Source organism: Desulfobacter vibrioformis DSM 8776 (assembly GCF_000745975.1).
GTDB classification, from domain to species: Bacteria; Desulfobacterota; Desulfobacteria; order Desulfobacterales; family Desulfobacteraceae; genus Desulfobacter; species Desulfobacter vibrioformis.
In genome coordinates this window covers 138,990-164,305 of record NZ_JQKJ01000010.1, presented here as the reverse complement: position 1 = coordinate 164,305, position 25,316 = coordinate 138,990, and the positions used below count along the sequence as shown (strand labels likewise).

30 protein-coding genes are annotated in these 25,316 nt (G+C 49.7%); 14 read left to right on the top strand and 16 right to left on the bottom strand.

The window, feature by feature from the left end:
• Positions 1-389: 389 nt before the first annotated feature.
• The 12 genes from kaiC to Q366_RS08120 form a co-directional block, all read right to left on the bottom strand.
• The gene (gene kaiC, locus Q366_RS08175) at positions 390-1,874 is read right to left on the bottom strand and encodes a circadian clock protein KaiC (protein WP_035237946.1); all 1,485 of its coding nucleotides are present in this window, start codon (positions 1,872-1,874) and stop codon (positions 390-392) included.
• A 54-nt stretch (positions 1,875-1,928) separates the two neighbouring features.
• Positions 1,929-2,213, bottom strand: coding sequence for a circadian clock KaiB family protein (locus Q366_RS08170; protein ID WP_035237945.1), 285 nt, complete (start codon positions 2,211-2,213; stop codon positions 1,929-1,931).
• A 13-nt stretch (positions 2,214-2,226) separates the two neighbouring features.
• Positions 2,227-3,741: a DUF7125 family protein gene (locus Q366_RS08165; RefSeq protein WP_035237943.1), complete on the bottom strand. Its 1,515-nt coding sequence runs from the start codon at positions 3,739-3,741 to the stop codon at positions 2,227-2,229.
• Between the two features lie 32 nt (positions 3,742-3,773).
• Positions 3,774-4,112 carry a circadian clock KaiB family protein gene (locus tag Q366_RS08160; RefSeq protein WP_035237941.1) on the bottom strand — a complete coding sequence of 113 codons (339 nt, stop codon included), beginning with the start codon at positions 4,110-4,112 and terminating at the stop codon, positions 3,774-3,776.
• A 310-nt stretch (positions 4,113-4,422) separates the two neighbouring features.
• Complete coding sequence (locus Q366_RS08155; RefSeq protein ID WP_245619909.1) at positions 4,423-5,742, bottom strand: THUMP domain-containing class I SAM-dependent RNA methyltransferase; 1,320 nt, start codon at positions 5,740-5,742, stop codon at positions 4,423-4,425.
• A 19-nt stretch (positions 5,743-5,761) separates the two neighbouring features.
• Positions 5,762-6,016, bottom strand: coding sequence for an FmdB family zinc ribbon protein (locus Q366_RS08150; protein WP_035237939.1), 255 nt, complete (start codon positions 6,014-6,016; stop codon positions 5,762-5,764).
• A gap of 271 nt (positions 6,017-6,287) precedes the next feature.
• The gene (locus Q366_RS08145; protein WP_035237937.1) at positions 6,288-6,647 is read right to left on the bottom strand and encodes a NifB/NifX family molybdenum-iron cluster-binding protein; all 360 of its coding nucleotides are present in this window, start codon (positions 6,645-6,647) and stop codon (positions 6,288-6,290) included.
• A 73-nt stretch (positions 6,648-6,720) separates the two neighbouring features.
• A complete protein-coding gene (locus Q366_RS08140; RefSeq protein ID WP_035237935.1) occupies positions 6,721-7,113 on the bottom strand; it encodes a NifB/NifX family molybdenum-iron cluster-binding protein in 393 nt (130 codons plus the stop codon).
• Positions 7,114-7,185: 72 nt separating this feature from the next.
• Positions 7,186-8,085: an ATP-binding protein gene (locus tag Q366_RS08135; RefSeq protein ID WP_035237933.1), complete on the bottom strand. Its 900-nt coding sequence runs from the start codon at positions 8,083-8,085 to the stop codon at positions 7,186-7,188.
• The gene (locus tag Q366_RS08130) at positions 8,085-8,945 is read right to left on the bottom strand and encodes an ATP-binding protein (RefSeq protein WP_035237931.1); all 861 of its coding nucleotides are present in this window, start codon (positions 8,943-8,945) and stop codon (positions 8,085-8,087) included. The genes Q366_RS08135 and Q366_RS08130 overlap by 1 nt, the downstream gene beginning before the upstream one ends.
• A gap of 35 nt (positions 8,946-8,980) precedes the next feature.
• A complete protein-coding gene (locus tag Q366_RS08125) occupies positions 8,981-9,364 on the bottom strand; it encodes a PleD family two-component system response regulator (RefSeq protein WP_035237926.1) in 384 nt (127 codons plus the stop codon).
• A gap of 442 nt (positions 9,365-9,806) precedes the next feature.
• Positions 9,807-10,853, bottom strand: coding sequence for a 3-deoxy-7-phosphoheptulonate synthase (locus Q366_RS08120; protein WP_035237923.1), 1,047 nt, complete (start codon positions 10,851-10,853; stop codon positions 9,807-9,809).
• Between the two features lie 471 nt (positions 10,854-11,324).
• Between Q366_RS08120 and Q366_RS08115 the strand changes: the two genes are divergently transcribed.
• The 4 genes from Q366_RS08115 to ychF all read left to right on the top strand — a co-directional run bounded on the left by Q366_RS08115 (position 11,325) and on the right by ychF (position 15,012).
• Positions 11,325-12,551 carry an HD-GYP domain-containing protein gene (locus tag Q366_RS08115; RefSeq protein ID WP_035237920.1) on the top strand — a complete coding sequence of 409 codons (1,227 nt, stop codon included), beginning with the start codon at positions 11,325-11,327 and terminating at the stop codon, positions 12,549-12,551.
• Positions 12,552-12,708: 157 nt separating this feature from the next.
• On the top strand, positions 12,709-13,014 hold the full coding sequence (locus tag Q366_RS08110; RefSeq protein WP_035237918.1) for a YhbY family RNA-binding protein: 306 nt from the start codon (positions 12,709-12,711) through the stop codon (positions 13,012-13,014).
• Between the two features lie 27 nt (positions 13,015-13,041).
• Positions 13,042-13,914, top strand: a complete 873-nt coding sequence (locus Q366_RS08105) for an MBL fold metallo-hydrolase (RefSeq protein ID WP_035237916.1) — start codon at positions 13,042-13,044, stop codon at positions 13,912-13,914.
• Positions 13,915-13,941: 27 nt separating this feature from the next.
• Positions 13,942-15,012: a redox-regulated ATPase YchF gene (gene ychF / locus Q366_RS08100; RefSeq protein ID WP_035237911.1), complete on the top strand. Its 1,071-nt coding sequence runs from the start codon at positions 13,942-13,944 to the stop codon at positions 15,010-15,012.
• A 154-nt stretch (positions 15,013-15,166) separates the two neighbouring features.
• Here ychF and Q366_RS08095 read toward each other — a convergent pair whose 3' ends face one another.
• From Q366_RS08095 to pyrR, 3 genes are all read right to left on the bottom strand, one after another.
• Positions 15,167-15,571, bottom strand: coding sequence for a hypothetical protein (locus Q366_RS08095; protein ID WP_035237908.1), 405 nt, complete (start codon positions 15,569-15,571; stop codon positions 15,167-15,169).
• Positions 15,572-15,574: 3 nt separating this feature from the next.
• Entirely contained in the window at positions 15,575-16,078 is a 504-nt protein-coding gene (locus Q366_RS08090; RefSeq protein ID WP_035237906.1) for a MogA/MoaB family molybdenum cofactor biosynthesis protein, read from the bottom strand.
• Between the two features lie 93 nt (positions 16,079-16,171).
• Complete coding sequence (pyrR, locus tag Q366_RS08085) at positions 16,172-16,708, bottom strand: bifunctional pyr operon transcriptional regulator/uracil phosphoribosyltransferase PyrR (protein WP_035237904.1); 537 nt, start codon at positions 16,706-16,708, stop codon at positions 16,172-16,174.
• A gap of 106 nt (positions 16,709-16,814) precedes the next feature.
• On the opposite strand from pyrR, the gene mobA reads away from it, so the two are divergent.
• Genes mobA through mltA form a run of 5 tightly spaced genes read left to right on the top strand, consistent with a single transcriptional unit; the run spans position 16,815 to position 20,830 of the window.
• Complete coding sequence (gene mobA, locus Q366_RS08080; RefSeq protein ID WP_245619908.1) at positions 16,815-17,522, top strand: molybdenum cofactor guanylyltransferase; 708 nt, start codon at positions 16,815-16,817, stop codon at positions 17,520-17,522.
• A 9-nt stretch (positions 17,523-17,531) separates the two neighbouring features.
• Positions 17,532-17,891, top strand: a complete 360-nt coding sequence (locus tag Q366_RS08075; protein WP_035237902.1) for a molybdenum cofactor biosynthesis protein MoaE — start codon at positions 17,532-17,534, stop codon at positions 17,889-17,891.
• Positions 17,892-17,917: 26 nt separating this feature from the next.
• Positions 17,918-18,406: a cyclic pyranopterin monophosphate synthase MoaC gene (gene moaC, locus Q366_RS08070; RefSeq protein WP_035237900.1), complete on the top strand. Its 489-nt coding sequence runs from the start codon at positions 17,918-17,920 to the stop codon at positions 18,404-18,406.
• On the top strand, positions 18,403-19,605 hold the full coding sequence (locus Q366_RS08065) for a DNA recombination protein RmuC (RefSeq protein WP_035237899.1): 1,203 nt from the start codon (positions 18,403-18,405) through the stop codon (positions 19,603-19,605). The genes moaC and Q366_RS08065 overlap by 4 nt, the downstream gene beginning before the upstream one ends.
• Entirely contained in the window at positions 19,592-20,830 is a 1,239-nt protein-coding gene (gene mltA / locus Q366_RS08060; RefSeq protein ID WP_035237897.1) for a murein transglycosylase A, read from the top strand. Before Q366_RS08065 ends, mltA begins: the two co-directional genes overlap by 14 nt.
• Positions 20,831-20,843: 13 nt before the next feature.
• On the opposite strand, the gene Q366_RS08055 is transcribed toward mltA, so the two are convergent.
• Complete coding sequence (locus tag Q366_RS08055) at positions 20,844-21,092, bottom strand: hypothetical protein (RefSeq protein WP_035237896.1); 249 nt, start codon at positions 21,090-21,092, stop codon at positions 20,844-20,846.
• A 404-nt stretch (positions 21,093-21,496) separates the two neighbouring features.
• Here Q366_RS08055 and Q366_RS08050 point away from each other — a divergent pair, with 404 nt between their 5' ends.
• From Q366_RS08050 to trpA, 5 genes are all read left to right on the top strand, one after another.
• On the top strand, positions 21,497-22,033 hold the full coding sequence (locus tag Q366_RS08050) for a DUF2975 domain-containing protein (protein WP_035237895.1): 537 nt from the start codon (positions 21,497-21,499) through the stop codon (positions 22,031-22,033).
• 9 nt (positions 22,034-22,042) lie between these two features.
• Positions 22,043-22,255: a helix-turn-helix domain-containing protein gene (locus tag Q366_RS08045; RefSeq protein ID WP_035237890.1), complete on the top strand. Its 213-nt coding sequence runs from the start codon at positions 22,043-22,045 to the stop codon at positions 22,253-22,255.
• A gap of 195 nt (positions 22,256-22,450) precedes the next feature.
• Positions 22,451-23,176, top strand: a complete 726-nt coding sequence (locus Q366_RS08040) for a GntR family transcriptional regulator (RefSeq protein ID WP_035237889.1) — start codon at positions 22,451-22,453, stop codon at positions 23,174-23,176.
• A gap of 47 nt (positions 23,177-23,223) precedes the next feature.
• The gene (gene trpB, locus Q366_RS08035) at positions 23,224-24,462 is read left to right on the top strand and encodes a tryptophan synthase subunit beta (RefSeq protein WP_035237888.1); all 1,239 of its coding nucleotides are present in this window, start codon (positions 23,224-23,226) and stop codon (positions 24,460-24,462) included.
• Positions 24,459-25,265, top strand: coding sequence for a tryptophan synthase subunit alpha (gene trpA, locus Q366_RS08030; protein WP_051957904.1), 807 nt, complete (start codon positions 24,459-24,461; stop codon positions 25,263-25,265). The genes trpB and trpA overlap by 4 nt, the downstream gene beginning before the upstream one ends.
• Positions 25,266-25,316: the final 51 nt, after the last annotated feature.

Here is a 25,316-nt window from a genome sequence, read left to right as displayed (position 1 = left end):
CCACCTGTATGGCGGCTTCGAGGGGCCTTCCCTCATCTTTTGTGCAGCATGGCTGCACTGTTTATTGCAACAGAGTCTGCCTTCGTGGCACACAACCGTCGGCGTAGCTCCTTAAGTTCCGTGAATTCCGTTTGACTGGTTTTTTGGGCGTCTTTCATCAGGATAGCCACTTGCTTTAATAATTAAAAGTGATTGTTTTTCAATCTGTTGATAACTCTTCTCTGTTACGAAAATGGGTTGTGCCTGTCATGATACCCTCAATGCCATAAACTTAAGCATTCAGATTTTATTTTACCACGAAGAACACGAAGTTCACGAAGATAGAAGATATTAGAGAACTAAACTTCGTGTTCTTCGTGTTCTTCGTGTTCTTCGTGAACTTCGTGGTTTTAATCTGAAAAGTTTCTTAACTTTATGACATTGATGATACCCTCCACATTATTGAACGGCTTTAGAATTTTCATTCCATCATCGGTAATTTTATATTCAAAAATCTCTCTGTGGTGCATTGAACCACGCATTTTTATGACAGTGAGACCACGGCGCATAATTCCACCGGTTTCCACATATCGCAGGAGAATGATCGAATCGGTGAGTGTTGAAATATGGGTTTCGGTGATGGACTCGCCCCCAAGAAGGGTGGCTGTTGTATTGGTAAAAAGGCCTGCAATCTGAAGCTGTTTTGTATGGCTGGTCAACGCAATCACAAATTCTCTGAATGAACGGACACTCACGACCCGCTCCATTGCGGATAGCGAATCTACGGCAATTCGGTTTGGTTTAAAATCAGCGATCTCCCTTTTCATTCTCAGCAGGTGTTCTTCAGGGCCGCAATCCTCCGGATATTCACATATGACCTTTAACAACCCTTTTTCCTCCATGCCTTCAAGATTGACCCCAAAACTTGTTCCGTTTCTAAATAATTGGTCTTTTGATTCCTCAAAAGCAAACATAATGGCCCGCTGTTTTTCTTTTTGAGCCGCATGCAAAAACATGCTTGCCATCATTGTTTTACCCGTTCCGGTGGGTCCAGAGATCAGGATAATGGAGTCTCGGAAGAATCCACCACCGCACATTATATCGACATCCTTGTTTCCGGACGAAATCCGCACATTGGATGATTTAGCGTTGAGTTTCATCCCTACGTTCGGCACGATCACGATGCCTTCATCGGCAATGGTAAATGGATACTCGCCTTGTTTGTGCGCAGAACCACGAAACTTGAGGACTTGAATGGTTCGACGTGTTTTTTCATCTTCAAGAACATGTCGCATCACCAATACGCAATCTGAAACAAATATTTCACCGCGATAGGCGCTGAGAGATCCATATTCTTCAAAGCGCTCAGCCGTCAGTATGGTTGTCACACCCATTTCGTTTAGTTTTTCTGACAAATCTAAAAGCATTCGTCTGACAGGCGGGTGGTCACCGAGTTGCTCGAAAAATGCTGAGATCGAATCGATGAATAATTTTTTTGCGCCTATTTTTTCTATGGCATGGCGAATTCTGTTTACAATGATGGTCAGATCAAATTCCCCTGAAATCATGTACGAAGAAACGCTTCCCTTGTTAAACTCAACAAACGCCAACTTGTTTTCTTTTTGCAGGGCATGCAGGTCCCAGCCAAAGCTCTTTATATTTTGCATAACCCTTTGGGGGCTTTCCTCAAAGGTAACAAATACACAATTTTCCTTATAGTGGGTCATGCTTTTCCATAAGAATTCACACCCTAATACGGTTTTGCCGCTTCCTGCGGTACCTGACAGCATGGTGATCCGGTCCTCAGGTAATCCCCCCTCAAGGATGATGTCTAGCCCCTCGATCCCGGTCGCTGTCTTGGCAATATACTCATTTTTTTCTGTTTTTTTTACCATGCTGCCTCCGCCACTATTCGCCTGTTTATGAAGGTTGAATTACGGAAAAAAATTTCACACATTAATGTTTTTGATCCCTAAACCATACAACACCGTGTCTTCATTACTAAGATCACCAACGACCCTGACGATTGGGGCAGGTTGTCTGCGTTCAACCATTGGTGTCGCCCATATCCCGGAGTCCTCAGCCATTTGGGTATTGTTCTCCAGATCTATTACATCGATTTGATATCGATTTTTCAGGTACTTTTCACAAATCCGATTCAAATTGGCTACTGCAAGGGCCGATTTTTCAACCTTCCCTAAAGTGTATAGCCTGAAGAGATAGTCTTTTTTCATAGGTTCTCCATATCTACTTTGCTTTAAACCGCTCTCCAAGCTTGATGCCACCACGTTTGATTTCATAATGAAGGATATTACGGTTGTGATCACTACCTCTCAATTTAAAGATATTGAGCATTTTATGGATACTCTCATCACGTTCCACATATCGCATAAGAATGATTCCATCGACAATGGAGCTAAGACGCATTTCGTTGGTAGTGAGGCTGCCTAATAGCTGTCCAACGCCAGCACCGAACGTATCGCCGCTAAGATAGTTCATATAGCAAGTAACACCACGGGTTTTAAAAAAGGTGCTTGCCTGAATCAAAAATTCACGCACTTTGTTTCGGTCCATACTTGAGGATTCTAAGCTTGAGACAGAATCGATAACAACGTGGTTTGCGTTGATGCGCTCTACAGCGCGGACAATTCTGTAAAGCAACTGATCTGTACTGATATCTAAAAGACCCTCTCGGATAAAAATCAATTCGTTTTTCTTTTGATATTTTTCAAAATTCCATCCATGTGCGTTGGCCGTCTTTAGAATTTGTTGTATCGGCTCCTCAAGCGCAACGAAGACACACTTTTCGCCATCGTTCAATCCCTGATAAATAAATTGCATGCCCAGAAGGGTCTTACCGACACCGGTGTTCCCGGCAATTAACATGACATGCCCCTGTGGTATACCCCCCCTCAGGGCTTGATCGAGTTCGTTTATTCCCGTTTTTAGCCGGACGTCGAAATTGGTTTCTGCTACGTTAATGTCTACGGGAATTTTGGGGAAAACGGTTAAGCCACTCGGACTGATTTCGTATTCAACTTTGCCACTTCGATAATCAAGGCCACGGAGCTTGATAACCGACATTATCCGAATGGTTTTATTCTGGCCGGAATGAAGTTCAAGGGTCACTGCACCATCTGAAACGAATTCCTCTATACCATATCGAGAAAGTGCGGCATCTCTTGCAGTCTTTTCGCCGCTTATCATCACAGTTACGTTCATCGCTTTGAGCTTATCCATTAATAAAAAAAGGAGTTCGCGTACTTTTTGCTCATCCACAACTTGAGAAAATCTAACGAACGCAGTACCGATGCTGTCGATTGCTACCCGCTTGGCATCGACCCTTTTTATCATTTTTTCGATGCGACTGATCAACACATCCCAGGAAAATTCCCCACTTTGTAAGACAGGTACAGATTGTTGAGTGCAATCGACAATGGCAAGATTATCCTGTTCAATCAACGCGCTAAAGTCCCATCCAAAACTGGAAACATTGCGTATAATATCGTCAGGACGTTCTTCAAATGTTACAAAGACACCATTTTGTGTAAAACTCTGGATGCCGCGGTATAAGAATTCGTTAAGAAGAACCGTCTTTCCGGTACCCGCAGTGCCAGTGACAAGCAGCCCTCTTCCTTTTGCAATACCACCACCAAAAAGTTCATCAAACCCTTCAATACCAGTCTTTAGGCGGTCAACAGCCGATTGAATCTTTGTACCATTTTTTGTGGGATTTCGAGACTCCTTTTTCAAGGCTTTCATTTTTTATCTCCCTAAACTACAATGACTTGGTTTCATATATCTGAATTGATTTTGTTAAGAAGCTGCAATTCCTCCAGCCCTAGACCCTTTAGTGTTTTTGAGATTGCAGAAAGATCACCGATCACACGCATCTCCGGACGTGGAAATATGCGAACTGCTGTTGGTACAGCGTAAATGTCAGGTGGTATTTGGGCGGATTCGTCGTCAATATCCACAATTGTGAGTTTGTACTGGCCAGAAAGATATCGATCGCATATCTGTCTGAGGGTAGATTCAGCCTTCATCGAGGCAACTGAGTCCTCCATAATGTAAAGAACGAATTCCCATTTAATTCTGGAGATTATTGACGATTTATTTTTTTTATCCATCATAGACTTTCAAAGTTCGATACGTTAGAGTCATGCATACTTGCATTATTCATAGACAATCAAATGTGTAACGATACAGATGGTATAATCAGATTTTTTCACAGAGGATACATGGTCAGATACCATCGGAATTCATTCTTACTATAGATCCTGTCCACAATACACAAGCAAAAACAAAAAAGCAATCTTCCAAACGAAATAACCGTGCTGACGCATGCGTTGGCATTAAGATCATTTTATCCCATTCCGCGCTATGGATTTCAACACCCTTTATAAATGTGTTGAAAATTATTTTGATGAACCGGGCCGGTTTTCAGCTGCCGATCACTCCGATGGCGGTATAAAGATCAAGGCCTCCATGGAAAAGGGGCATGGTTGACAGCCCCAGGTTCAGGGCCTGGAACTCTTTTTTGCCCGGGCATACAATGCCTGTGCGCCATCCTTTGAAATCAGCCGCCAGCTTGTGCCCGATCTCTTTATATAGGGCTGTGATGTCATTATTTTTATCCAGGCGGATGCCATAGGGCGGGTTCAGGACCACCACGCCCTGGTTGTCTGTAATGGGCGGAGGCGTCATGCTGAAGAAATCATCGCAGACCGGGCAGATACGTTGAAACACCTTGTGGCGGGCACAGGCCTGTTTCAGGTGGTCAATGGCTGCCGGGTCCAGGTCCCGGGCCAGAATAGGGGGCAAAGGCCGGTCATCCATGCAGGCCCCGGCTGCTGCCATAAGCCTGTTCCGGGCATGCGCGATGCTTTTTTCCTCAAATCCCGGCCAGGCTTCAAAGGCAAAGGATCTGAATGCCCCTGGGGGCAGTGCCCACTGCATCATGGCGCCTTCCAGGCTGAAGGTGCCGGACCCGCACATGGGGTCGGCTAAAATGTCCTTTTCAGACAGATCCAGCCGGGTCAGAATGGCAAAGGCCAGGGTTTCACGCAACGGTGCTTTGACAACTTTTTTTTTAATGCCCCGTTTGTATAAAGGTGTGCCGGACATGTCCAGGGAGAGTTCAAATCTGTCATTTTCCCCGCGGACCATCAGGGTCTGGGGAATGGGCCCGGCTGGTCCGGTGGCGTCGTAAGGCCGGGGTATATCCTCTGAAAACAGCCGGTCATGGATCACGGGCCTGATCCGGTCAGCAATGGCTGTGGAGTGATACAGGCGCGATTTGTGGGTGGTGACCCTGATATCGGGCCGGGCCTGGTGCGGCAGGTACAATTCCCAGTCAATGGCGTTAACCTGCGCTTCAAGCCGGTTGAATCCATCTGCCTTGAACGATGCAATGCGCATGAGAATCCGGGTGGCCGATCCCATGAGCATATTGGCCAGACAGGCGGTTTTCAACCTGGTTGTGAATTCAATCCCCCCGGGAAGCACCTTGATATCACAGATTTTGTGGTTATCTGAGAATATTTCCCCGGCTTTCCGGGAGACCTGGGCCACTTCTTTTTCGCAAATGCCGCCAAGGCCCGGCGGGCATACAGCAAAAAAAACATGGGATCTTCCCGAAATACGGCGTTTGATCCGTTTTTCAAAGGCTATGGTTTTTTTATGGGTATCTGTTGGCAAGGGATTGACATTTTTCCGGCCCCGGGGCGTCACGCTTTGGGGCCAATGGAATGTATCCGGCAATAAACCGGCCGCTGCTGTGTCAGAAGGTTCTGCCGCAGCAGGAACCGGGACCTGAACACCCGCTGTTCTCCCCGGGCCTGGAACCGCAGCAGGCGGTGTCATTGGGGCCGGGCAGGGAAGTGCCGGATTTTCCCGAGAGACTTGAGTGGGCCGCCATGAGTTTTTCAAGGCGGGTAGAGCCGCACTCAGGACAGACTGCCTGGTCATTCCGGCTGGTCATGAGCAGTTCAACGATCCGGTTGCATTCCGGACAATGAAAGTCATATAAAGGCATAGCACCTCCTTTTATGTAGTAAATCGTGTTTGAACGCAAACCCGTGTTTGGACGAACAGTTGCCCAGATGCAAGGCGCAGAAAAATTTACAACCGGAGCATACTAAAGTATGTGAGGATTGTAAATTTTTCTGCAACGCCGCAGATGGGTGACTGTTCGTTCAAACACTAAATAGAGCACACCCTGTGCTGGTGACACCTTCTTAAATGAGACGGGGGTAAGATAGGGGTAAAAAGATGCCACCAAAACAGGGTGCGCGCCATATTAAATTTTACCAGTGTCCCTCGGCATTGGCGCTGTCGGAAAATGTGAATTTACCGGCTTTATAGTCTTCAACCGTACTCCTGACGGTGCCTGTGGCGTCATTGGCTACTTTTACGCCTGCGCTGTCAAGGGTTTTGAACGCATTGGGACCGCAGAACCCTGTGATCAGCACCTGGGCACCCTTGTCGCAGACCGCCGAGGCCGCTGTAATGCCGGCGCCTTTAAATGCATTTTTATTTTCAGAGTTGTCAATGACTTCAAAATCCAGGGTGTCTGTGTCCACCACAATGATGTAGGCAGCTCTGCCGAATCTGGGATCTACCTGGGCATCAAGGTCTTTACCCGTTGATGTGATCGCTATTTTCATTTTTTTATCCTGTTTTTATCCTGGCTGTAAAAGTGTTAAAACGTGTCCGTCCAGAAATAAATTGGGGATGGCACTATTTTGGGCCGCCGCCGCCACCGCCGCCACAGACCTGATCATTTGAAATCTGCGCAAGTTTACCTTCAATCAGGTCCATGACCACAGGCTCAATGTCCGCGCGCTGGTCATCATGATAGACATCAATGCCCACCTGGCGGAATCCCATGAGCGGCCGCATGCCGATGCCACCCACGATCAGGGCATTGACGCGGTGCTCGGCCAGAAGATTTACAGGCACCATGCATCCGCCCTGGGCATGCTCCTGGTTGGCAATGGTGGATACCTTCTCAATTTTTCCGTCCTTGATATCCACAAAGGTGAATACGTCACAATGTCCGAAATGGCCTGCACGGGTGCCGGAAAGTCCGCCTTCCCCGTTGGATGGGATTGCAATTCTACCGTTTTCCATAAGTTTTACTTACTCCTTTATTGGTGTCTATTGAATTTTAAAAGAATAATGTCTTTTTTTCTTTTGTCATGGTCAGCACAGTCTGTCCATCTTCATGGCCGGGTGCGCCATGACCCGGTTCCAGATCTGTCTGATTTGTGTTGCGGCAGGGCTGTCGCCATGGGTTTCCATGATGGTTTTGCACTGGATCATGGCTTTTGTGAATGCCGGATCAAAGGGAATTTTTCCCACATATGCCATGTTTCTTTTTTCGGCAATGACTTCAATGGCCCGGGCCTGGTCCGGGTTTAAATCATATTTGTTGATGCAGACCATGGCCGGGATTTTAAAATGGGCTGCCAGCTGGGCCACCCGTTCCATATCATGGATGCCTGAAACCGTGGGCTCTGTAACAATGAGAACGGCGTTGGCCTGCCCGATGGAGGCAATAACCGGACACCCGATACCCGGAGGGCCGTCTGTGAGCAAAATATCAATGCGGGCTGCCAGCACCCGTTTTCTGGCCTCTTCCCTGACCAGGGCCACCAACCGGCCGGAGTTCTCTTCTGCAATGCCCAGGCGGGCATGGATCATGTCCCCGAACCGGGTACCCGAAGCAAACCACTGGCCGCAGATTTTTTCCTCAAATGTAATGGCAGATTCAGGACAAAGATCTGCGCAGACCCCGCAGCCTTCACAGTCAAGGCCGTTAATATGGAATATTCCTGCGTCTTGAACCGGTTTGACAGCGTCAAATCTGCAAAGTTCCATGCACTGCCCGCAGCCGGTGCACGCGTCGGGGATGATCTGGGCCTCATAGCCGCCTGCAAAATCATGGGTTTCACGGATGTCGGGGTTCATAATCAGGTGCAGGTCTGCTGCATCCACATCCGCGTCACACAGCATCATATTTCCGGCAAGGCTTGCAAATGCAGATGTTAAACTGGTTTTCCCGGTTCCGCCTTTGCCGCTTAAAATAACAAGTTCTTTCATCAGGCAGCCCCTTTCCGGTTCACGAGTGCTTCAATGGATGTGTACAGACCTTTAAATATTTCCTTGTATTCAGGCAATGCCCGGACAAGCAGTTCGCCCTTTGAATAGGCTGAAGCAATGCGCTTGTCAAAGGGAATTTCCAGCAAAATGGGGATATTTTCCTTTTGGGCATAATTGTTAACACCATCATTGCCAAGGCCTGCCCGGTTGATCACAAGACCGCAGGGGATGTCTAACAGTTTGACCGCTTCCACGGCCAGGGTCAGGTCATGCAGGCCAAAGGGCGTGGGTTCTGTGACCAGCAGCACGAAATCCGTTCCTTTCATGGCCGCAATCACGGGACAGGAGGTGCCCGGCGGGGCATCTATAATGGTCAGCTTTTTTTGGCCTTCAAGCTGCCGCACCTGTTTGATGACCGGTGGGGCCATGACCTGGCCGATGTCCAGAAGCCCCTGGCCGAATGAGGCGCCCTCGGGCAGACCCAAGCTGCCTGTCTCCACTGTGCCGATGAACCGGTCTGTTTCGGTGATGGCTTTTTCCGGGCAGACAACCATGCAGCCGCCGCAGGAGTGGCAAAGTTCCGGAAAGGTCACCACTGCTTTCCCGGCCACGGCAATGGCGCCATACCGGCAGATTTCCATGCATTTTTTGCAACGGGTGCAAAGACTCAGGTCCACTTTGGGCACAGGGGCATTGACCTTTTTTTCTTCGGTGATGTTCGGGTTCAGGAAAAGATGGGCATTGGGTTCTTCCACGTCACAGTCCAAGAGCATCAGGTCGGCATCAAGACTTGCACAAAGATTGGTGGCCACAGTGGTCTTGCCTGTGCCGCCCTTTCCGCTTGCTATGCTGATAATCATATAATTTTATCTCCTTGCCGTAAGGTCATTTACCATCACCCCAGCAACCTGATTTTTTTCAATTGGTTTTCCAGGTTCCGGGCATCATCCTGCCCCGGTTCCACAGAAAGCTGCATCAGTACGCCGTATCCTTCATACACATCATGGAACTGTTTTTTGTCCATGGTGCCGGTAATTGCACAATTGGTCATGGGGCTTTGGGTGGTGACGGCCTGAACCAGGGCTTTGGCATTCATGTCCGGCAGTTCTTCTTCCATGATTACCAGATCAATCCACTTCCCTTTGGGGGTATTGGCAATCAGGGACAAAAGTGCTTTGCCGGTTGCGCACCATTTTATTTCAATGCTGTGTTGGCCCAGCATCTGTTCAAGTCCCTTAAACTGAGCGTTGTCCCTGCTTACAAATACCGCCTGTTTCATTTTATATATCTCCAGTCTCGTTGAATTCAAATTGCCAGGATCCTTGATCCCGGAATCTTCGGGATATCGGGATATCAGGATAGCAAAGCGTGTGCCATCACATGTTTAATAGTGAACTTATATGCAATGAATTGAAAAATAAGGCGTATTCTATTTTTGGCAAGGGGATTATGAAAAAAGACGGTCAAGAAATAGGCGCAAAAAAGCGACCATGTACTGCAGGTGCGACAATATGGGCGCAAAAATGAAACCATCGGGGCTGTTGCCGTTGATTTATAAAAACCACGGAAGACACGGAAAACACTGAAAGTTAGAACGCAAAGCGCTTAATTTGTACTTTTGGGTGACTGCCAAAGTTGACGTCTCTTCTTCAAAAATAAAACGCTTTTCCGTGTTCTTCCGTGTTCTTCCGTGTTTTCCGTGGTTCAGAATAGTGTTAAATTCAGGTCAACTTATCAAATGCGCAGTGGATAAGCTTTTCCGTGGTTTCCCATGAGATACATTCATCGGTGATGGATACCCCGTATTTAAGGTTGGCTGCATCCCCGTTGCATTTGCATTTCTGATTGCCTTCATAAAGATTGCTTTCCAGCATCAGGCCCACAATCCTGTCATTGCCCTCAAGTCTTTGATCCACGGCGCTTTTAAATACAAAGGACTGGCCGGTGTATTTCTGGCCGGAGTTGTCATGGGAACAGTCGATGATCACCGCATCCAAAAGTCCCCTTTCCCTGAGCCGGGCCTGGGCTTTTCCCACGGATACGGGATCGTAGTTGGGTGTGGTCCCGCCGCGCAGGACAATGTGGCCAAAGCGGTTGCCCCGGGTGGAGACAATTGCTGTTTTGCCATCCGGGTCAATGCCCAGAAAATGCTGGGGGGTGTTTGCGGCCTGGGTGGCATTGACAGCTGCGGTCAGGCTGCCGTCAGTGCCGTTTTTGAATCCCACGGGCATGGACAGCCCCGAGGCCATTTGCCGGTGGGTCTGGGATTCTGTGGTGCGTGCGCCAATGGCCACCCAGCTCAACAGGTCCGCAATATACTGGGGGGTGATGGGGTCCAGAATTTCCGTGGCCGCAGGCAGGCCCAGGGCATTGATGTCGATCAGCAGGGCCCTGGCCCTTCGAAGCCCTTGTTCCATATTATAGGATGAATCCAGAAACGGATCATTGATCAGTCCTTTCCAGCCCACGGTGGTTCTGGGTTTTTCAAAATAGACCCGCATAATCAGGCAGATCTTATCTTTGACCTCTTCGCGCAGGGCCTTCATCTTCCGGGCATACACCATGGCCGCATCCATGTCGTGAATGGAGCAGGGGCCTGCAATGACCATGAGCCGCTTGTCCGCTCCGGTCAGGATGTCCTGGATTTCCTGGCGGCCGGCAAGCACATTGTCCGCTGTTTTGTCGGGTACGGGCAGTTCTGTTCGTATGACTTCCGGGGAGGTCAGGGTGAGAAATGACTCTACATTTACATCGTTAATCAGTTTCATGGCGATTCCTTTCGCGGGCTCTTGTCGCCTGAAACTTTAAATAAAAAAGCCGCAGGCGGTGTCTGCCTGCGGCTTTAAAAAATGATCTATTTAGCGCAATACAGGCAGGCCGGTATAAAAATAATACCGGAAATAAAAATAAAAGTTGCCTGTCTTGCGGGTGGTCATAGGTTTTTCCTTTTTATAACTTTAGCAGATTGTATAGGCGCGTTTTTCTGGTAAGTCAAGCGTTAAATTTAGATCCCGGAAGACCCGATGTCCGGCGCGGCATTGTGCTTTACATAAGAAATGATGTCTGGTAATTATTTTATAATTTTTTGCGGTTTTTAACAAAACTGCAGTTAACAATCAGAAATCAGAATCTCTGGAATTGATTCAAGGCGACGAGGCAAGCAAATCAGGATTGAGGATGGGCGCATGCCTGCAAACGTCAGGAAAATTAGGATAGTAACATGAAAAGGAGTAAGCAGTATGGGGCTGGCACCGGAATATTTTAACGACGGCAGCGCATTTTTTGCCGTTGATCCTTTATCTATAAATCCGGCTTCTCTGACAGATTTTTCGCTGTTTGAACGATATGCTTCCAAAAATGGTGTTTACAGGTTCCGGTGCCTGCTCGTGGACACTGGATCGATTGAGATCGCGCGCCTGAAGGCCATGCTTGAAAACTGGGATACGGTTTATATTCATAAAAATGAAATTGGGGAATATAAAGAGTATGTGAAGGAGAACCTTACGTTTATCCTCAACCACGAGTCCATCTCTGTGGAGAAGAAAACCGCTATTCTGGTCAGTTTGTCCACGGATGCAATCAAAGAGACCTTTGCCGCCCCTTTTGTGCCCCAGGCTAAAATCAGTGAAACAGTAAAGAATCTTGAAAAACTTGTGTCCCGGGCCCTTGATTTTCTGTCCAGCATAGAATCCTTAAACGGCATCGCCACCATGATCGGGCATGATTATGATACCCACACCCATTCGATTAAAGTCGGATGGCTATCTGCTGTTTTCATCAAGGCCAACCAGGATTTTTTCGGCAATCCCGGCAGGGACCGGTTAAAAGAGCTTCTTCTCCAGGCGACTGTCGCCGGCTGTCTCCATGATCTGGGCAAGGTGAAAATTCCTGAAAATGTGATCCACAAACCCGGACGCCTGGATAATCTTGAATATGTCCTGATGCAGTCTCACCCCGCCCTTGGTGCGGCCCTGCTGTTTGAAAAAAAACTGCCCAATGACACGGTTCAGGCCATTTTGTACCATCATGAAAATGAAGACGGCAGCGGCTATCCATGCGGTTTGACCGGTGATGAGATCCCCCTGTCCGCCAAAATCTGCCATATTGCCGATGTGTTTGACGCATTGACTTCGGAACGGCCTTATAAAAAAGGGAAAACCCCGGTTGAAGCTTTGAGGATTATGGCCGGTAAAAATCCGTACCTGGATACATTGAAGCTTTTTGAAGCTGAAGCGATTAAGAATTCCCGGCCCCCGGTGACGGCCATTGTGCGAGATGATTATGACCCTAAACTGCGGCGCTTACGGGAACGGCAGATGGTTGAAGAAGAAGCGGCGAAACGGGTGAAAGCCAGGGTAAAATTGCGGGACCAGGGCATGGCCCATTGTTTTGACAGGGAATTGCTCAAGCGGTTTATTGTCACATTGAGCAAATCCGACAGCTTTGACCTATCGGGCCTTCTGTGACGCCTTCCTGACATATTCCCCGGTTTATGATAATATGCGGACCTGAAAGATGAACGTTAAAAAAGCATAGGGATTTTTATTTCCTAAAACTTAACACCTAAAACTTAAAACCTAACACCCAACACCCGCCCAAAGGGCGATAATTGAAGGACCTAACGTGACACAACTTACCGGCGCCAAGCGCAAATATCTAAGGGGCCTTGCCCATAACTTAAATCCTTCGGCTTTTGTGGGGACAAAGGGCGTGACAACGGCCCTGATCCAGGAGATGGACAACGCCCTGAACGCATCCGAACTGATTAAAATAAAATTTATTGATCACAAGGAAAAGGAGGTAAAATCCGCCCTTATTGAAGAGATTACAGCCCGGCTTAAATGCCATGTTGCCGGAACCATCGGCCATGTGGCTGTTCTTTACCGCTGCCATCCGGACCCGGAAAAACGGAAAATTACTTTGGCTTGAATTGACGGCCCAAAGGGAGCAAATGTTATGCAGGAAACTTCATGTATTGTTATCCGGGGCAACAGTATGCGGCTGGATGGCGGCAGCATGTTTGGCAATGCGCCTAAAGCCCTGTGGCAGAAATGGATAGCGGCAGATGAAAGCGGCATGATCGATATTGCTTCAAACTGTCTGCTGGTAAAAACCGGGGACCACAATTTATTATTTGAGACCGGCTGCGGCGCATATCTCTCCCCTGACATGAAAGCGCGCTTTGCCGTTAAAGAAGAAACGCATATGTTGCTGCAAGCCCTGGCAGAACAGGGCTTAAGCGACTCAGATATCAGTCACGTTGTGCTGTCTCATATGCATTTTGACCATGTTGGCGGGCTTTTAAGCGCCTGGGAACCGGACCGGGAACCGGACCTGCTTTTCCCCAATGCCTTTTTTGTGGTGGGAGAGGAAAATTTCAAGCGCGCCAAATCTCCCCATTACCGTGACCGGGCCTCATTTATTCCGGGGCTTTGTGAAAAGCTGCAGGCCACGGGACGTCTGGTGCTCAAGCGGGACGGAGACCGTTTGAATGTGGGCGGACTGTCCATTGAATTTTTACAAAGCCAGGGGCACACACCCGGTATGCTGGTTTCCTGGATTCAGGCCCGGGGCGGTACGGTTATTTTTACCGGCGATCTTACCCCGGGACTGCCCTGGGTAAATCTGCCCATTACCATGGGATATGACCGGTTTGCCGAAAAGCTGGTGGAGGAGAAAAAACTTATGCTGGACCGGGCCGTTGCCGAAAATGCCCTGCTGGTCTTTCCCCATGACGCTGTCCATGTGGCTGCCCGCGTTGATCACGATCCCGTAAAAAAAAGGGTGATGCCGGCACAGGTCTTTGAAACATTAAATATGACGCTTTAAAATTTAAAAAGAGGATAAACATAAAAGATGAAGCTAGGCATTATCGGACTTCCCCAGACCGGGAAGAAAACATTGTTCCAGATTCTGACCGGAAACGAGATCACGGATCCGGCCAAGGCATTTAAGCCGGTGCCGGGCACCGCCGACATTCTGGATTCCAGATTTGACCGCTTAGTGGCGATGTATGCGCCCAAAAAAGAGGTCAAGGCGCGTCTTGATCTGGTGCTTTTGCCCAAAATGGAGGCTGAGACCATTTCCAAAGGGGATATATTTAAAGATATATCTGACATGGATGCAGTTTGCCATGTGGTCCGAGCCTTTGAAGATGAGGCGGTTTACCATGCGGAAGGCAGTGTGGATGCCCTGCGGGATTTTGACATGGTCAATTCCGAGCTTGTGATGCACGACCAGATCTTTGTGGAAAAGCGCATTGAGCGTTTGTCTGCCATGATCAAGAAGATCAAGGATGAAGACCAGAAAAAAGAGCTGGCTCTCATGGAGAAAATGCTGGCCCATTTGGAACAGGAACTGCCGCTTCGCCTGCTTGAGTTATCCGAGGATGAGGAGAAACTGATCCGGTCCTACCCCTTTATTACGTTGAAAAAACTGGTGGTTGCAGTGAATGTAGCCGAAGATGACCTTGGCAATACAGGGATTCTGGATGCGTTTAAAAACAGTTGTGATGCCCTGGCCATAGAGGCGATGCTGGTCTCGGCCAAGGTGGAGGCGGAAATCGCCATGCTGGACAATGCAGCGGAAAAACAGGAGTTCCTTGAGGACCTGGGGATTACGTCCACGGCCCTGGAATCATTGACCGCGCTTTGCCTGAAGTCATTGAACCTGATCTCGTTTTTCACGGTGGGAAAAGATGAGGTCCGGCAGTGGCTGGTGAGAAAAGAAGCCAAGGCCCCCACAGCCGCAGGGGTCATCCATTCAGACCTTGAGCGCGGGTTTATCCGGGCCGAGGTGTTCAAGTATGATGAACTCATGGAATTTGGCTCTGAAGCAGAGCTGAAAAAGAACGGCAAATTCTATGTGGAAGGCAAGGATTACGTGGTCCAGGACGGGGATATTTTAAATATCCGCTTTTCGGTGTAGGATCCACAATCCTTCAATCCTGGGATTGAGGTGTTTGGACGAAAAGTTGCCCATATGCAAGGCGCAGAAAAATTTGTAACCGGAGCAACCTCTTGGTTGTGAGGATTGCAAATTTTTCTGCAACGCCGCAGATGGGTGACTTTTCGTTCAAACACTATTCCGGGGCGTTGCCGTGTGCTTCGGTGAGCCGGTCTTTCAGGTACGCCACTTCCTGTTCGTCATATTCATACATGTCAAAACAGTATCCGTCTTCGCCCAGAAGTCCTTCGGGCACAAGGTCTCCTGCCTCCTGGGGATCGGTGACCAGTTCCCCGTAAAAACAGACAGAGAGCCAGCGGTCATCCGGGTCATCATCAATGACATCCACCATGGCAAACAGCGGGCGTTTGGCCTGGGCCGCATGCCGGGGGCGAAGGGAGTAGCTTACCCCGGGCCGGCTCACAAATTCAAGGGTGGTGTCGGCCAGGGATTTCAAGTGGTCCACAAGTTCGGAAAATGCCTTGCGGGTCTGGTTGTCATTATCTTTCCAGTCGTTTAATAACGCGTCAAGTTCTTTCATTGTCTATTCCTTTGCATGTTTGATCAAATGTCCAAGTTCCGGGAAAATCAGATTGCTGCAGGCCAGTTTGCAGGCGTCAAGACTGCCGGGTATGCAGAATACGGCTGTGCTTTTGATAAAGCCTGCCGTGGTCCGGGACAAAATAGCGGCAGAGTCAATCTGTTCAAAACTGAGTTGGGCAAATACCGGCCCAAAGGCTGTCAGCTCCTTGTCAAACAGGGGCTGGACCGCCTCTAGGGTGACATCTTTGGGACTGATGCCGGTACCGCCGGTCATGATGACGGCATGGGGATCGATCCGCTCGATAATATTCCCAAGCGCATCTGTGATGGCATTTGCATCGTCGGGGATTACCTGGTGGATCACCACTTCATGCCCCTCTTTTTTGGCTTGTTTTTTTATCCATAAACCACTTTTGTCATTTTCAAAAGTCCGGGTGGAGGACATGGACAATATGGCAATTTTGAGATGTCTGGGCAAAGATGTCCGATGGGAGTGGACGCTCATGAAAACCTTTCTTTCCAAAGGGCAGCAACCTGTCTGTGCCCGGTTAATAGGCAAACAATGCAGGTTCAGGGCATGGAACTGATGGCTGACGGTCTAGTGCAGTTCCCTGTAGACACAGTCTTCTTTGTCCTGTTCAAGGACATGGACATGGATCATGTCGTTGGGTTCCGTGTCCGCAAAAATACCCTGGTAATCTGCCTGGATGGGCAGTTCTCTGTGACCTCTGTCCACCAGGATGGCAAGCTCAATGCGGGCGGGCCTGCCAAAATCCATCAACGCCTCCATGGCGGCCCGGATGGTCCGGCCGGTGAAAAGTACGTCATCCACTAAAATAATCTCTTTATCATCCACGGAAAAGGGGATGTTCGAGGGCCTTACCGTGGGCTGGTGGCTGATTTTTGTCCAGTCGTCCCGGTACATGTTGATGTCCATGGACCCCACGGGCAGCTGCGTGCCTTCAATGGCGGCTATCTGCTCGGCCAGGCGCTTGGCAAGAAAATCCCCCCGGGTCTGGATCCCCACCAAGGCCAGGTTTTTTACCCCTTTATGTTTTTCAATGATTTCGTAGGCAATGCGGGTGATGATCCGTTTATAATCCTGATCATTGAGAATGCTCTTTTTTTTTGTCATGATATGCCTTTTTACGTGTTCGGGTATGGCCTGAAAGTTTTTTCTATCATCTTTTTTTTAGCACGGCAACACCTTGATTTCTTATCCGGGTTCATATAATCAACAAATGCATGAAGGACAGCAGCATCAAATTCCGGAAACGAGACATACCCATCAGAAAACAGTAAAGCAGAAAGAATTAAAGGCATTGGAAAAAATAGACTGCACGGGCGTGATCCTGGCCGGCGGCTGCAACAGCAGGTTCCCCGGCATAAACAAAACATTTCACAGGGTTGGGGAAAAGACCATGCTGGATCGGATTCATACCCTGTTTTCCATGATGTTTAAGGAAGTGATGCTGGTGGTCAATGATCCGGCACTCTTTTTGGATATTAACGCCCTGGTTGTAACGGATATTGATCCGTCCCGCTGCGCTTTGGCAGGGCTTCATGCAGGCCTGTTCCATGCCTCCTTTGACTGGAGCTATGTAACGGCCTGTGACATTCCTTTTGTCAGTGAGACGATCATCCGCCACCTTCTGGCCCAAAGAATCCCGGGTAAACAGGTTGTCATACCCAAAACCCGGGAAGGGCTTGAACCCTTGTCTGCCCTGTATCATAAATCCTGTCTGCCAAGAATTGAGACCAATCTTGAAAAAAAGGTGTTTATGATCAAAAAAATTTTCAAGCCCGAAAGAATCAGGCAGATCCCGCCCCAAATCCTTGAAGCCCTGGACCCGGACTTACGTTTCAAGTTTAATGTGAACACCCCGGCTGACCTTGAAACCGCCCGGGGGATGGTCTGCCGGGGCCAGGAGCAAAAAGGCGACAGATAAGGAGTGTCCATGGATTTGCCTGCAATGATAAACCAGATGAAAAATCATCCGGATTTTTCCAAAGCCGGGATGGTGCTTTACCATAACGGGGTGGTCCGGGACAGTTCCCGTGACGGCCGGCCTGTCACGGGCCTGATTGTCACCGTGGACCAGGAGAAACTGGATCGGATCTTGGACCAGGCCAGGGCCATGCCCGGTATTGTGGAGGTACTGGTGCATATCAATTCGGATAGGCTGCTGATGGTGGGTGATGATGTGATGTTTCTGGCCGTGGCAGGCGATATCCGGGAACATGTGATAGATGCCTTAACTTGTGCCCTGAACCGGATAAAAATAGAAGCTACGGCTAAAACCCAGGTGTTTGCCTGAACCGGCGGGTGTTTAAAGGAGTTGATTTGAACGAATTTTCCCATGTTGACGGCCAGGGCCGTGTCAGGATGGTGGATGTGGGACAAAAAACTTCCACTAAACGTGTGGCCGTGGCAAAGGGGACGGTGTTCATGTCCCCGGATACCCTGGCCGCCATTGGCGATGAAACGGTGAAAAAGGGGAATGTGCTGGAAACGGCCCGCATTGCAGGGATCATGGCGGCCAAGCAGACCGGGTCCCTGATTCCCATGTGCCATCCCCTGAACATCACCCATGCCCGGGTGGATTTTTTTAACGATAAAAAAAACAGTTGTATTCATATTGAGGCGGAAGTGTCTTTGACCGGAAAAACAGGGGTGGAGATGGAAGCTATGACAGCGGTCAGTGTTGCGGCCCTGACCATCTATGACATGTGCAAGGCCCATGACAAGGGCATGGAAATATCCAATATTCATCTGGCCTTTAAATCCGGCGGCAAAAGCGGCACGTACACGGCCCCGGGAACATCTGTATGATTGATGTTGCCCACATGACCATCAGCACGGGCAACCTGGCCTTTTTAGGGGCCGGGTTTGTGCTTGGTCTGGTAACGGCCCTGGTCCTTGTTAAACTGGCCATGCATCTTTTTTCAGGTCGGTTCAAGGCCTTGTCCGACAAGGCGCTTTATGAGAATTCCCGGCAGTTTGTGGACATGGCCCAGTCCCATTTCAGCGGATATGTCCGGGAAGCCCACCAGGATTTCAAGGTCAAAGAGGATGCTTTTACCCGGGCCGTTGACCCGGTACACCGGATGCTGGACCGGTATGAACAGCGGCTTGGGACCATGGAAAAGGACAGAAGCCAGGCCTTTGGCGCCATCAGCCAGTATTTGTCGGATATGGCCAAAACCCAGCACCAGCTTGCCAAAGAAACAGATAACCTGGTCAAGGCCCTGCGGGTCCCCCATGTCCGGGGCAGATGGGGGGAGGTGACCCTGAAACGGGCCGTGGAACTGGCTGGTATGGCCGACCATTGCGACTTTATTGAACAGGGTGTGCATGGGACAGGCAAAGGCGCGCTTCGTCCGGACATGGTGGTGCAACTGCCCGGCAACCGCCAGGTGGTTGTGGATGCCAAGGTGCCGCTCATGGCGTACCTGGATGCCCTGGAAACAACAGATGAGCAGGCCCAGAAGGAACGGCTTAATGATCATGCCCGCCAGGTCATGGCCCACATTGTCCAGCTGGGATCAAAAAATTATGCAGCCGCCTTTAGCCCAAGTCCTGAGTTTGTGGTCCTGTTTATCCCCGGAGAAAATTTTTTTTCGGCCGCCCTTGCAGCCCGGCCTGATCTTATCGAAAAAGGGGTGGCCCACGGCGTGATCCTGGCCACGCCCACCACGCTCATCGCCCTGCTTAAAACCGTGTCCTATGTGTGGCTGCAGCAGGCAGGCTATGAAAATTCCCGGGCCATCCGGGAGCTTGGTCTGGAACTTTTTGAGCGGCTGTCCACCATGGCAGGGCATATGAACCGGCTGGGAACGGATATTGAGCGCACCGCCGCTACCTTTAACCGCACCCTGGGTGCCATGGAAAAAAGGGTGCTGGCCTCGGCCCGGAAATTTGAAAATTTAGGCGTCTCCAGCGTTGCCTTGCCGGATTGTGACCCTGTGTCTGAATCTGTTCTAACCCTTAAGCGGATGAAGGAAAGGAGTCCGGAAAATGATATTGATTAACGATCCTGAACAAAGATCTGTATATGATGTCGTATTTTATCTGTTCCTGGTACTGACCCTTGCCGGGATCCTGGGGTGCCGGGATCAGAAAAAGGTGGAGCCTCCCCTTGAAAAGCCGTTGGTGAAGGTGGCTGGGGCAGACCTGCCCGAGTTTGCGGACACCTTGTTCCTTCAGGATCTCGGAGTCTCCATTAACCAGAGCCTTGTCTATTTTAGACGGGTACCGGCAACCCGGACCTATGATTATGGCCCGGACGTGTACACGGCCTCCCATATGATCTCTTCCCTTGAAACCTTTAAGGCGTTTCTTGAAACCAGGCCCCCGGCCAAAAATCTGAACCGGTTTATCCGGGAAAAGTATACGGTGTACAAAAGTGTGGGCGGCTCAAATAAAGACGTGCTGTTTACCGGGTATTTTGAACCCACGTATCCGGGCAGCCGCACCGCCAGCCCGGAATATCCCTGGCCGGTCTACTCAATACCAGATGATCTGTTCCGGATTGACCTGCCGGCGTTCTCCGATGCCTACAAGGGACACAAGCGGCTCATGGCGCGTGTTGACACAACGTCCCGCAAAATTCTTCCCTACTACACCCGGGAGCAGATCAACCGCCAGCCGGATTTTGCCCAGAAAGCCCGGCCCGTGATCTGGCTGGCCAACCGTATTGACCGGTTTTTCCTGGAGATCCAGGGATCGGGCAGGGTGGCGCTGCCCGGCGGCGAGATTGTGCGCCTTCACTATGCCGGGGTGAATGGCCGAAAATACAGTGCGGTGGGCAAATATCTCATTGATAAAAACGAGGTGCCAAAGGAGAAGATGTCCATGCAGGCCATCCGCGCATGGCTGACCGCCCACCCGGACCGCATGGACGAGGTGCTTTTTACCAATGACAGCTTTGTGTTCTTTAAGGAAGGCCTGGGCGGCCCTTTTGGGTGCATCGGTGTCGCCGTAACGCCTGTACGTTCCATTGCCACGGACACCAAACTTTTCCCCAAAGGGGGCCTGGCCTTTATCCAGGCCGCACTGCCGGCTGCTGTGGGCCAGCCAAAAGAGGAATGGCCCAGGGCGTCCCTGTTTGTGCTTAACCAGGATACCGGGGGAGCCATAACCGGGCCGGGCCGGGTGGATCTGTTCTGCGGTGCCGGTGACTGGGCTGATTACACTGCCGGCCACATGGTGGCCAGGGGCCAGCTCTATTTTCTGGTGCTTACCCCGAAGAACTAAAGACGCACAAAAACTAACGGTCTTTTAAAAACAGGCTGTGGTATTCGTCTTCGGGAATGTGTTTTCTTAAATATGCGTTGACCCATTCATAAATCTCTTCAAGTTCCTGGTCGGACAGCCTTGGCAGCAGGGCTTTCATAAAAGAATCCTCGCTGAATTTCTGCAGATAGAACATGATGGTTTCCTCATCACTTGCCCTGTCCATGCCAAAGGCGGCAATGCCCTTATATTCCTGGATAAACTGGTGGGTGTCTTTTTGCATCGGCTTTGTGGGTGTTCCGGGTTTAAAATTAATTTAATAGTATAGGAATTTCCATTTCTTAAAACCTAAAACGTAACAACCCGCCCGAAGGGCGATAATTTAAAAATGGCGGAATAGCCAGCTAACAGGTGGTTGTGTTCTGGCCACAGTACAGCATGTGTGCCAAGATTGCCAGGCAATACAAGTTTGGTTTGCCGGATTGGCTTTTGGGATTTCCAATACCCCAATCCCATTTTCCAGATCAATTTCATCCTGTATTGGTTTTTAATGATAATAAATTCATGTTCAATTGATAATTATTATTGTTTTATTTGAATTTTTATTGACATTGAATTATAGGTCAGGTAAACAAGCAGGCAGGCAATAAAACAAAAAATGTTTAACGAATTTATCTGGAGGACAAAATGGAGAATAAAGAACGCATCACCCGGGCCAGCCGGACCTTGAGACGCACATGTACACTGCTTGTTTTTCTGGTACCGGTGATATGTGCACTGTACTGGATTTTTTTCAATCAGATCCGGCATTTGCCGAACATGGTGGACGTTCCGGTACCCATTACCGGTGACCTGCCTGCGTTTTCCCGGCTTCTGGCCTTTTTCACAGACCTGATTTCCCTGTCGGTGTTGATTTACGGGCTGCAGGTGCTTGCAAGGCTGTTTCGCCTGTATGAAAACGGGATCATTTTTGCCAAGGCCAATGTTGACTGTTTTAACCGCCTTGGCCGGGCTATGATTATCTGGATGGGTTGCCATTTTCTGAGCAATTCATTGATCAGTATCGTCGTAACCCTGCACCATCCCCCGGGACAGCGGATGATCACCGTGGGGCTTGAGGGCTCCGATTTCGGTGCCCTGTTTGTGGGCGGGATCGTTCTTACGGTGACATGGGTCATGGATGAAGCGCGCAAAATAAAAGAAGATCAGGAAATGTTCATTTAGGAGGCGTCAATGACCATCACCATCACCCTTGATGTCATGCTTGCTAAACGCAAGGTCAAATCAAAGGATCTGGCGGAATTTATCGGTATAACGGAGCAAAACCTCTCTTTAATAAAAACAGGGAAGATCAAAGGCGTTCGGCTGACCACCCTGGATGCCATATGCAGGTATCTTCAATGCCAGCCCGGGGATATATTGGAATTTAACGAGAATGAACCCTGATATTTTAGGGTTCAAAGGCAAAAAAGAAAGAACGATTTTAATGGAACCGTCTTTTAACAAAGTTGATTTGTTAAAATGTCTTGACAACTTGACAGATTGTCAGCTATGATTCCCGCATATTAATTTGGCGGCATGGCCGATAACGGGTGAAATACAATTTCCGGGCGGCTGCAAACCTATAAAATAAGACTGACAATGCTGAATCCTGACTCCCCTGTACCTTTGTATCACCAGATTTGTGAGCAGCTCCAGTCCCGTATCCGGGAGGGCGTTTACCTGCCCGGGCATATGATTCCGCCTGAAACGGAACTTGCAAAATCATATGGGGTGGGCCGTCCCACCGTGCGCCAGGCCATGGATCTTCTGGTGCAAAGGGGCCTGATCCAAAGAAAGCGGGGGGCCGGAACCTTTGTGAAGGAACCTTCGCCGCAAATTGATCTGTTTTCCCTTGCCGGAACCTCCCAGGCATTTTCCACCCGGGGGGTTCCTACCCAAAAAAAAGTGATTGTGCCTTTGAAAAAAAAGACCGTTACAGGGGATGTGGCAAACCCCTTTCACGGCAAACCCGCCTTTGCCATATCCCGTTTGACCGTGGCCCGGGATGAACCTGTGCTGCTGGAGGATATTTATCTGGACCCGGATCTGTTTGCAGGTATTGACGATATGGATCTTGGGGACAAATCCTTGTCCCGGGTGGTGTCCGAACGGTTTTACCTCACACCTTCCGACGGTACCCAGCAGTTCCAGGTGGAACCCTTGAATGAACAACGGGCGTCCCTTTTGGGCATGTCGCCTCTGGATCCGATTCTGGTGGTCCGGCGGCTGCTCAATTTTCCCAAAGCACCTGGTGCGGTCTATTCGGTTCTGTTCTGCCGCACAGACCGGTTTGCCTTTACCCAGACCATTAAACATCAAAAATAAATTATGAATCTTACTCAAATTGCCAACCCCTTTATGGAGGCAGATATATGAAACACCGCGGATATTACGGCTCCTTTGGCGGGGCATTTATACCTGAAATCCTTGTGGCCACCTTTGACGAGCTGGATGCCCGGTTCAGGCAGGCCAAAGAAGACAAGGGGTTCTGGGAAGAATACGAAACCCTGATGGCAACTTACTCCTGCCGGCCCACGCCCTTGACCTATGCCGAAAACCTCACCCGGCACTTTGGCGGGGCAAAAATCTATATCAAACGTGAAGACCTTAACCACACAGGCGCCCATAAGGCCAACAATGTCATGGGGCAGGGGCTTTTAGTGAAAAAGATGGGAAAAAAACGGGTGATCGCCGAAACCGGGGCAGGGCAGCACGGGGTGGCCACGGCGACCATGGCGGCCAAGTTCGGGCTTGAGTGTACCATCTATATGGGAGAGGTGGATGTCCTGCGCCAGCGGCCCAATGTGTTCTGGATGGAGCAGCTCGGCGCCACCGTGGTGCCGGTCACCGACGGCACCCGGATTCTCAAAGATGCCATTAACGAGGCGTTCCGGGACTGGGTCACCAACATGGACACCACCCACTATGTTTTGGGAACCGCCTGCGGACCCCATCCCTTCCCTGAGATGGTCTCCTGGTTCCAGTCCATCATCGGAAAGGAAGCCCGGGTCCAGATCATGAAAGCCGAAGGCAGGCTGCCGTCCAGAGTATTTGCCTGTGTGGGCGGCGGTTCCAATGCCATGGGCATTTTCCAGGGTTTCATGGATGATCCGGTTGAGCTTGTGGGGGTGGAGGCCGGGGGCCAAGGCATTGCGTCGGGCCGCCACGCATCCCGGCTTTGCTCCGAAGATGCCAGTCCCGGCATTGCCCAGGGCTATAAAACCTATTTTCTGCAGAACAGCGACGGTCAGATGGAAGAGACCCACTCCATCTCCGCAGGCCTGGACTATGTGGGCGTCTCCCCCATCCTTGCCAATATGCGGGATGACAAGAAAGCCCGGTTTGAATATGCCACGGACACCGAGGTGGTGGATGCCCTGAAGCTGACCATGCAGATGGAAGGCATTATCCCGGCCCTGGAGTCTTCTCATGCCTTTGCCGGTGCCTTTAAGGAAGTGGCGAACATGTCAAAGGATGATATCATCATCATCAACCAGTCCGGCCGGGGAGATAAAGACATCTTCACCGTGGCCGATGCCATTGGCGACCCAAAATGGAAAGAATTTATCTGTGCCAAAGCAAAGGAATATCAAGGAGATATATCAAAATGACGGATACAAAAACTTCGGCACCTGCCCCCGCCTTTCTGGAAACCTATATCCGGGAACAGCGGAAGAAAAAAGATATCCTGTTAATGACTCATATTGTCATGGGCTACCCCTCCTTTGATGCCTCTTTTGAAATTGTCCGGCAGATGGTGGACGCAGGCGTGGACTTAATGGAGCTGCAGATCCCGTTTTCAGAACCCATGGCAGACGGGCCGGTGATCCTCAAGGCCAACCAGGCCGCCCTGGACTGCGGGGCCACCGTGGAAAAATGTTTTGAATTTGCCCAAAAAGTGGCAGACAGCTTTGACATCCCGTTTCTGTTCATGACCTATGGCAATATCCTTTATAAATACGGCATGGATGCCTTTGCGGCCCGGATGTCGGAAATCGGGGTTAAAGGTGCCATTATCCCGGATTTTCCCCCGGAAGAAGCGGGTGATTATCTGTCAGCCATGAACAAATATGATCTGTCTGCGGTATTTATATTTTCTCCGGAAACCTCGGACCAGCGTATGAAGATGATCGATGCCCATGCCACAGGATTTATTTACTGTTTGGCAAGAAAAGGGGTAACCGGAAAAGAGACACAGTTCTCTTCAGACATGGGGAGCTATCTTGCCCGGTGCAGACAGTTTACCCGGTTGCCTGTGGCCGTTGGATTCGGCGTGAAAGAAAAGGCAGACATTGATTTTCTTGTGGGCAAAGCCGACATTGCCGTGGTGGGATCCCAGACCATCCGGGAGGTGGAGCAAAAAGGGGTGGATGCCACAGGCCCATTCATTCGCAGCCTGTCCCTCTTGGTATAGCAAATGAATTTTTTGATATTTAAAACAGAATGTCATTTTTTTGATAACAAA

Coding starts and splice junctions, on each gene's coding strand:
- trpA (WP_051957904.1), top strand. CDS start 24,459: ATGACGGATACAAAAACTTCGGCACCTGCCCCCGCCTTTCTGGAAACC.
- Q366_RS08050 (WP_035237895.1), top strand. CDS start 21,497: ATGGAGAATAAAGAACGCATCACCCGGGCCAGCCGGACCTTGAGACGC.
- Q366_RS08160 (WP_035237941.1), bottom strand. CDS start 4,112: ATGATGGATAAAAAAAATAAATCGTCAATAATCTCCAGAATTAAATGG.
- Q366_RS08140 (WP_035237935.1), bottom strand. CDS start 7,113: ATGGAAAACGGTAGAATTGCAATCCCATCCAACGGGGAAGGCGGACTT.
- Q366_RS08120 (WP_035237923.1), bottom strand. CDS start 10,853: ATGAAACTGATTAACGATGTAAATGTAGAGTCATTTCTCACCCTGACC.
- Q366_RS08090 (WP_035237906.1), bottom strand. CDS start 16,078: ATGAGCGTCCACTCCCATCGGACATCTTTGCCCAGACATCTCAAAATT.
- Q366_RS08075 (WP_035237902.1), top strand. CDS start 17,532: ATGGATTTGCCTGCAATGATAAACCAGATGAAAAATCATCCGGATTTT.
- Q366_RS08170 (WP_035237945.1), bottom strand. CDS start 2,213: ATGAAAAAAGACTATCTCTTCAGGCTATACACTTTAGGGAAGGTTGAA.
- trpB (WP_035237888.1), top strand. CDS start 23,224: ATGAAACACCGCGGATATTACGGCTCCTTTGGCGGGGCATTTATACCT.
- Q366_RS08165 (WP_035237943.1), bottom strand. CDS start 3,741: ATGAAAGCCTTGAAAAAGGAGTCTCGAAATCCCACAAAAAATGGTACA.
- kaiC (WP_035237946.1), bottom strand. CDS start 1,874: ATGGTAAAAAAAACAGAAAAAAATGAGTATATTGCCAAGACAGCGACC.
- Q366_RS08130 (WP_035237931.1), bottom strand. CDS start 8,945: ATGATTATCAGCATAGCAAGCGGAAAGGGCGGCACAGGCAAGACCACT.
- mltA (WP_035237897.1), top strand. CDS start 19,592: ATGATATTGATTAACGATCCTGAACAAAGATCTGTATATGATGTCGTA.
- Q366_RS08045 (WP_035237890.1), top strand. CDS start 22,043: ATGACCATCACCATCACCCTTGATGTCATGCTTGCTAAACGCAAGGTC.
- Q366_RS08150 (WP_035237939.1), bottom strand. CDS start 6,016: ATGCCTTTATATGACTTTCATTGTCCGGAATGCAACCGGATCGTTGAA.
- Q366_RS08105 (WP_035237916.1), top strand. CDS start 13,042: ATGCAGGAAACTTCATGTATTGTTATCCGGGGCAACAGTATGCGGCTG.
- Q366_RS08115 (WP_035237920.1), top strand. CDS start 11,325: ATGGGGCTGGCACCGGAATATTTTAACGACGGCAGCGCATTTTTTGCC.
- Q366_RS08095 (WP_035237908.1), bottom strand. CDS start 15,571: ATGAAAGAACTTGACGCGTTATTAAACGACTGGAAAGATAATGACAAC.
- Q366_RS08125 (WP_035237926.1), bottom strand. CDS start 9,364: ATGAAACAGGCGGTATTTGTAAGCAGGGACAACGCTCAGTTTAAGGGA.
- Q366_RS08145 (WP_035237937.1), bottom strand. CDS start 6,647: ATGAAAATAGCGATCACATCAACGGGTAAAGACCTTGATGCCCAGGTA.
- Q366_RS08055 (WP_035237896.1), bottom strand. CDS start 21,092: ATGCAAAAAGACACCCACCAGTTTATCCAGGAATATAAGGGCATTGCC.
- ychF (WP_035237911.1), top strand. CDS start 13,942: ATGAAGCTAGGCATTATCGGACTTCCCCAGACCGGGAAGAAAACATTG.
- Q366_RS08065 (WP_035237899.1), top strand. CDS start 18,403: ATGATTGATGTTGCCCACATGACCATCAGCACGGGCAACCTGGCCTTT.
- Q366_RS08135 (WP_035237933.1), bottom strand. CDS start 8,085: ATGAAAGAACTTGTTATTTTAAGCGGCAAAGGCGGAACCGGGAAAACC.
- Q366_RS08040 (WP_035237889.1), top strand. CDS start 22,451: ATGCTGAATCCTGACTCCCCTGTACCTTTGTATCACCAGATTTGTGAG.
- pyrR (WP_035237904.1), bottom strand. CDS start 16,708: ATGACAAAAAAAAAGAGCATTCTCAATGATCAGGATTATAAACGGATC.
- mobA (WP_245619908.1), top strand. CDS start 16,815: ATGCATGAAGGACAGCAGCATCAAATTCCGGAAACGAGACATACCCAT.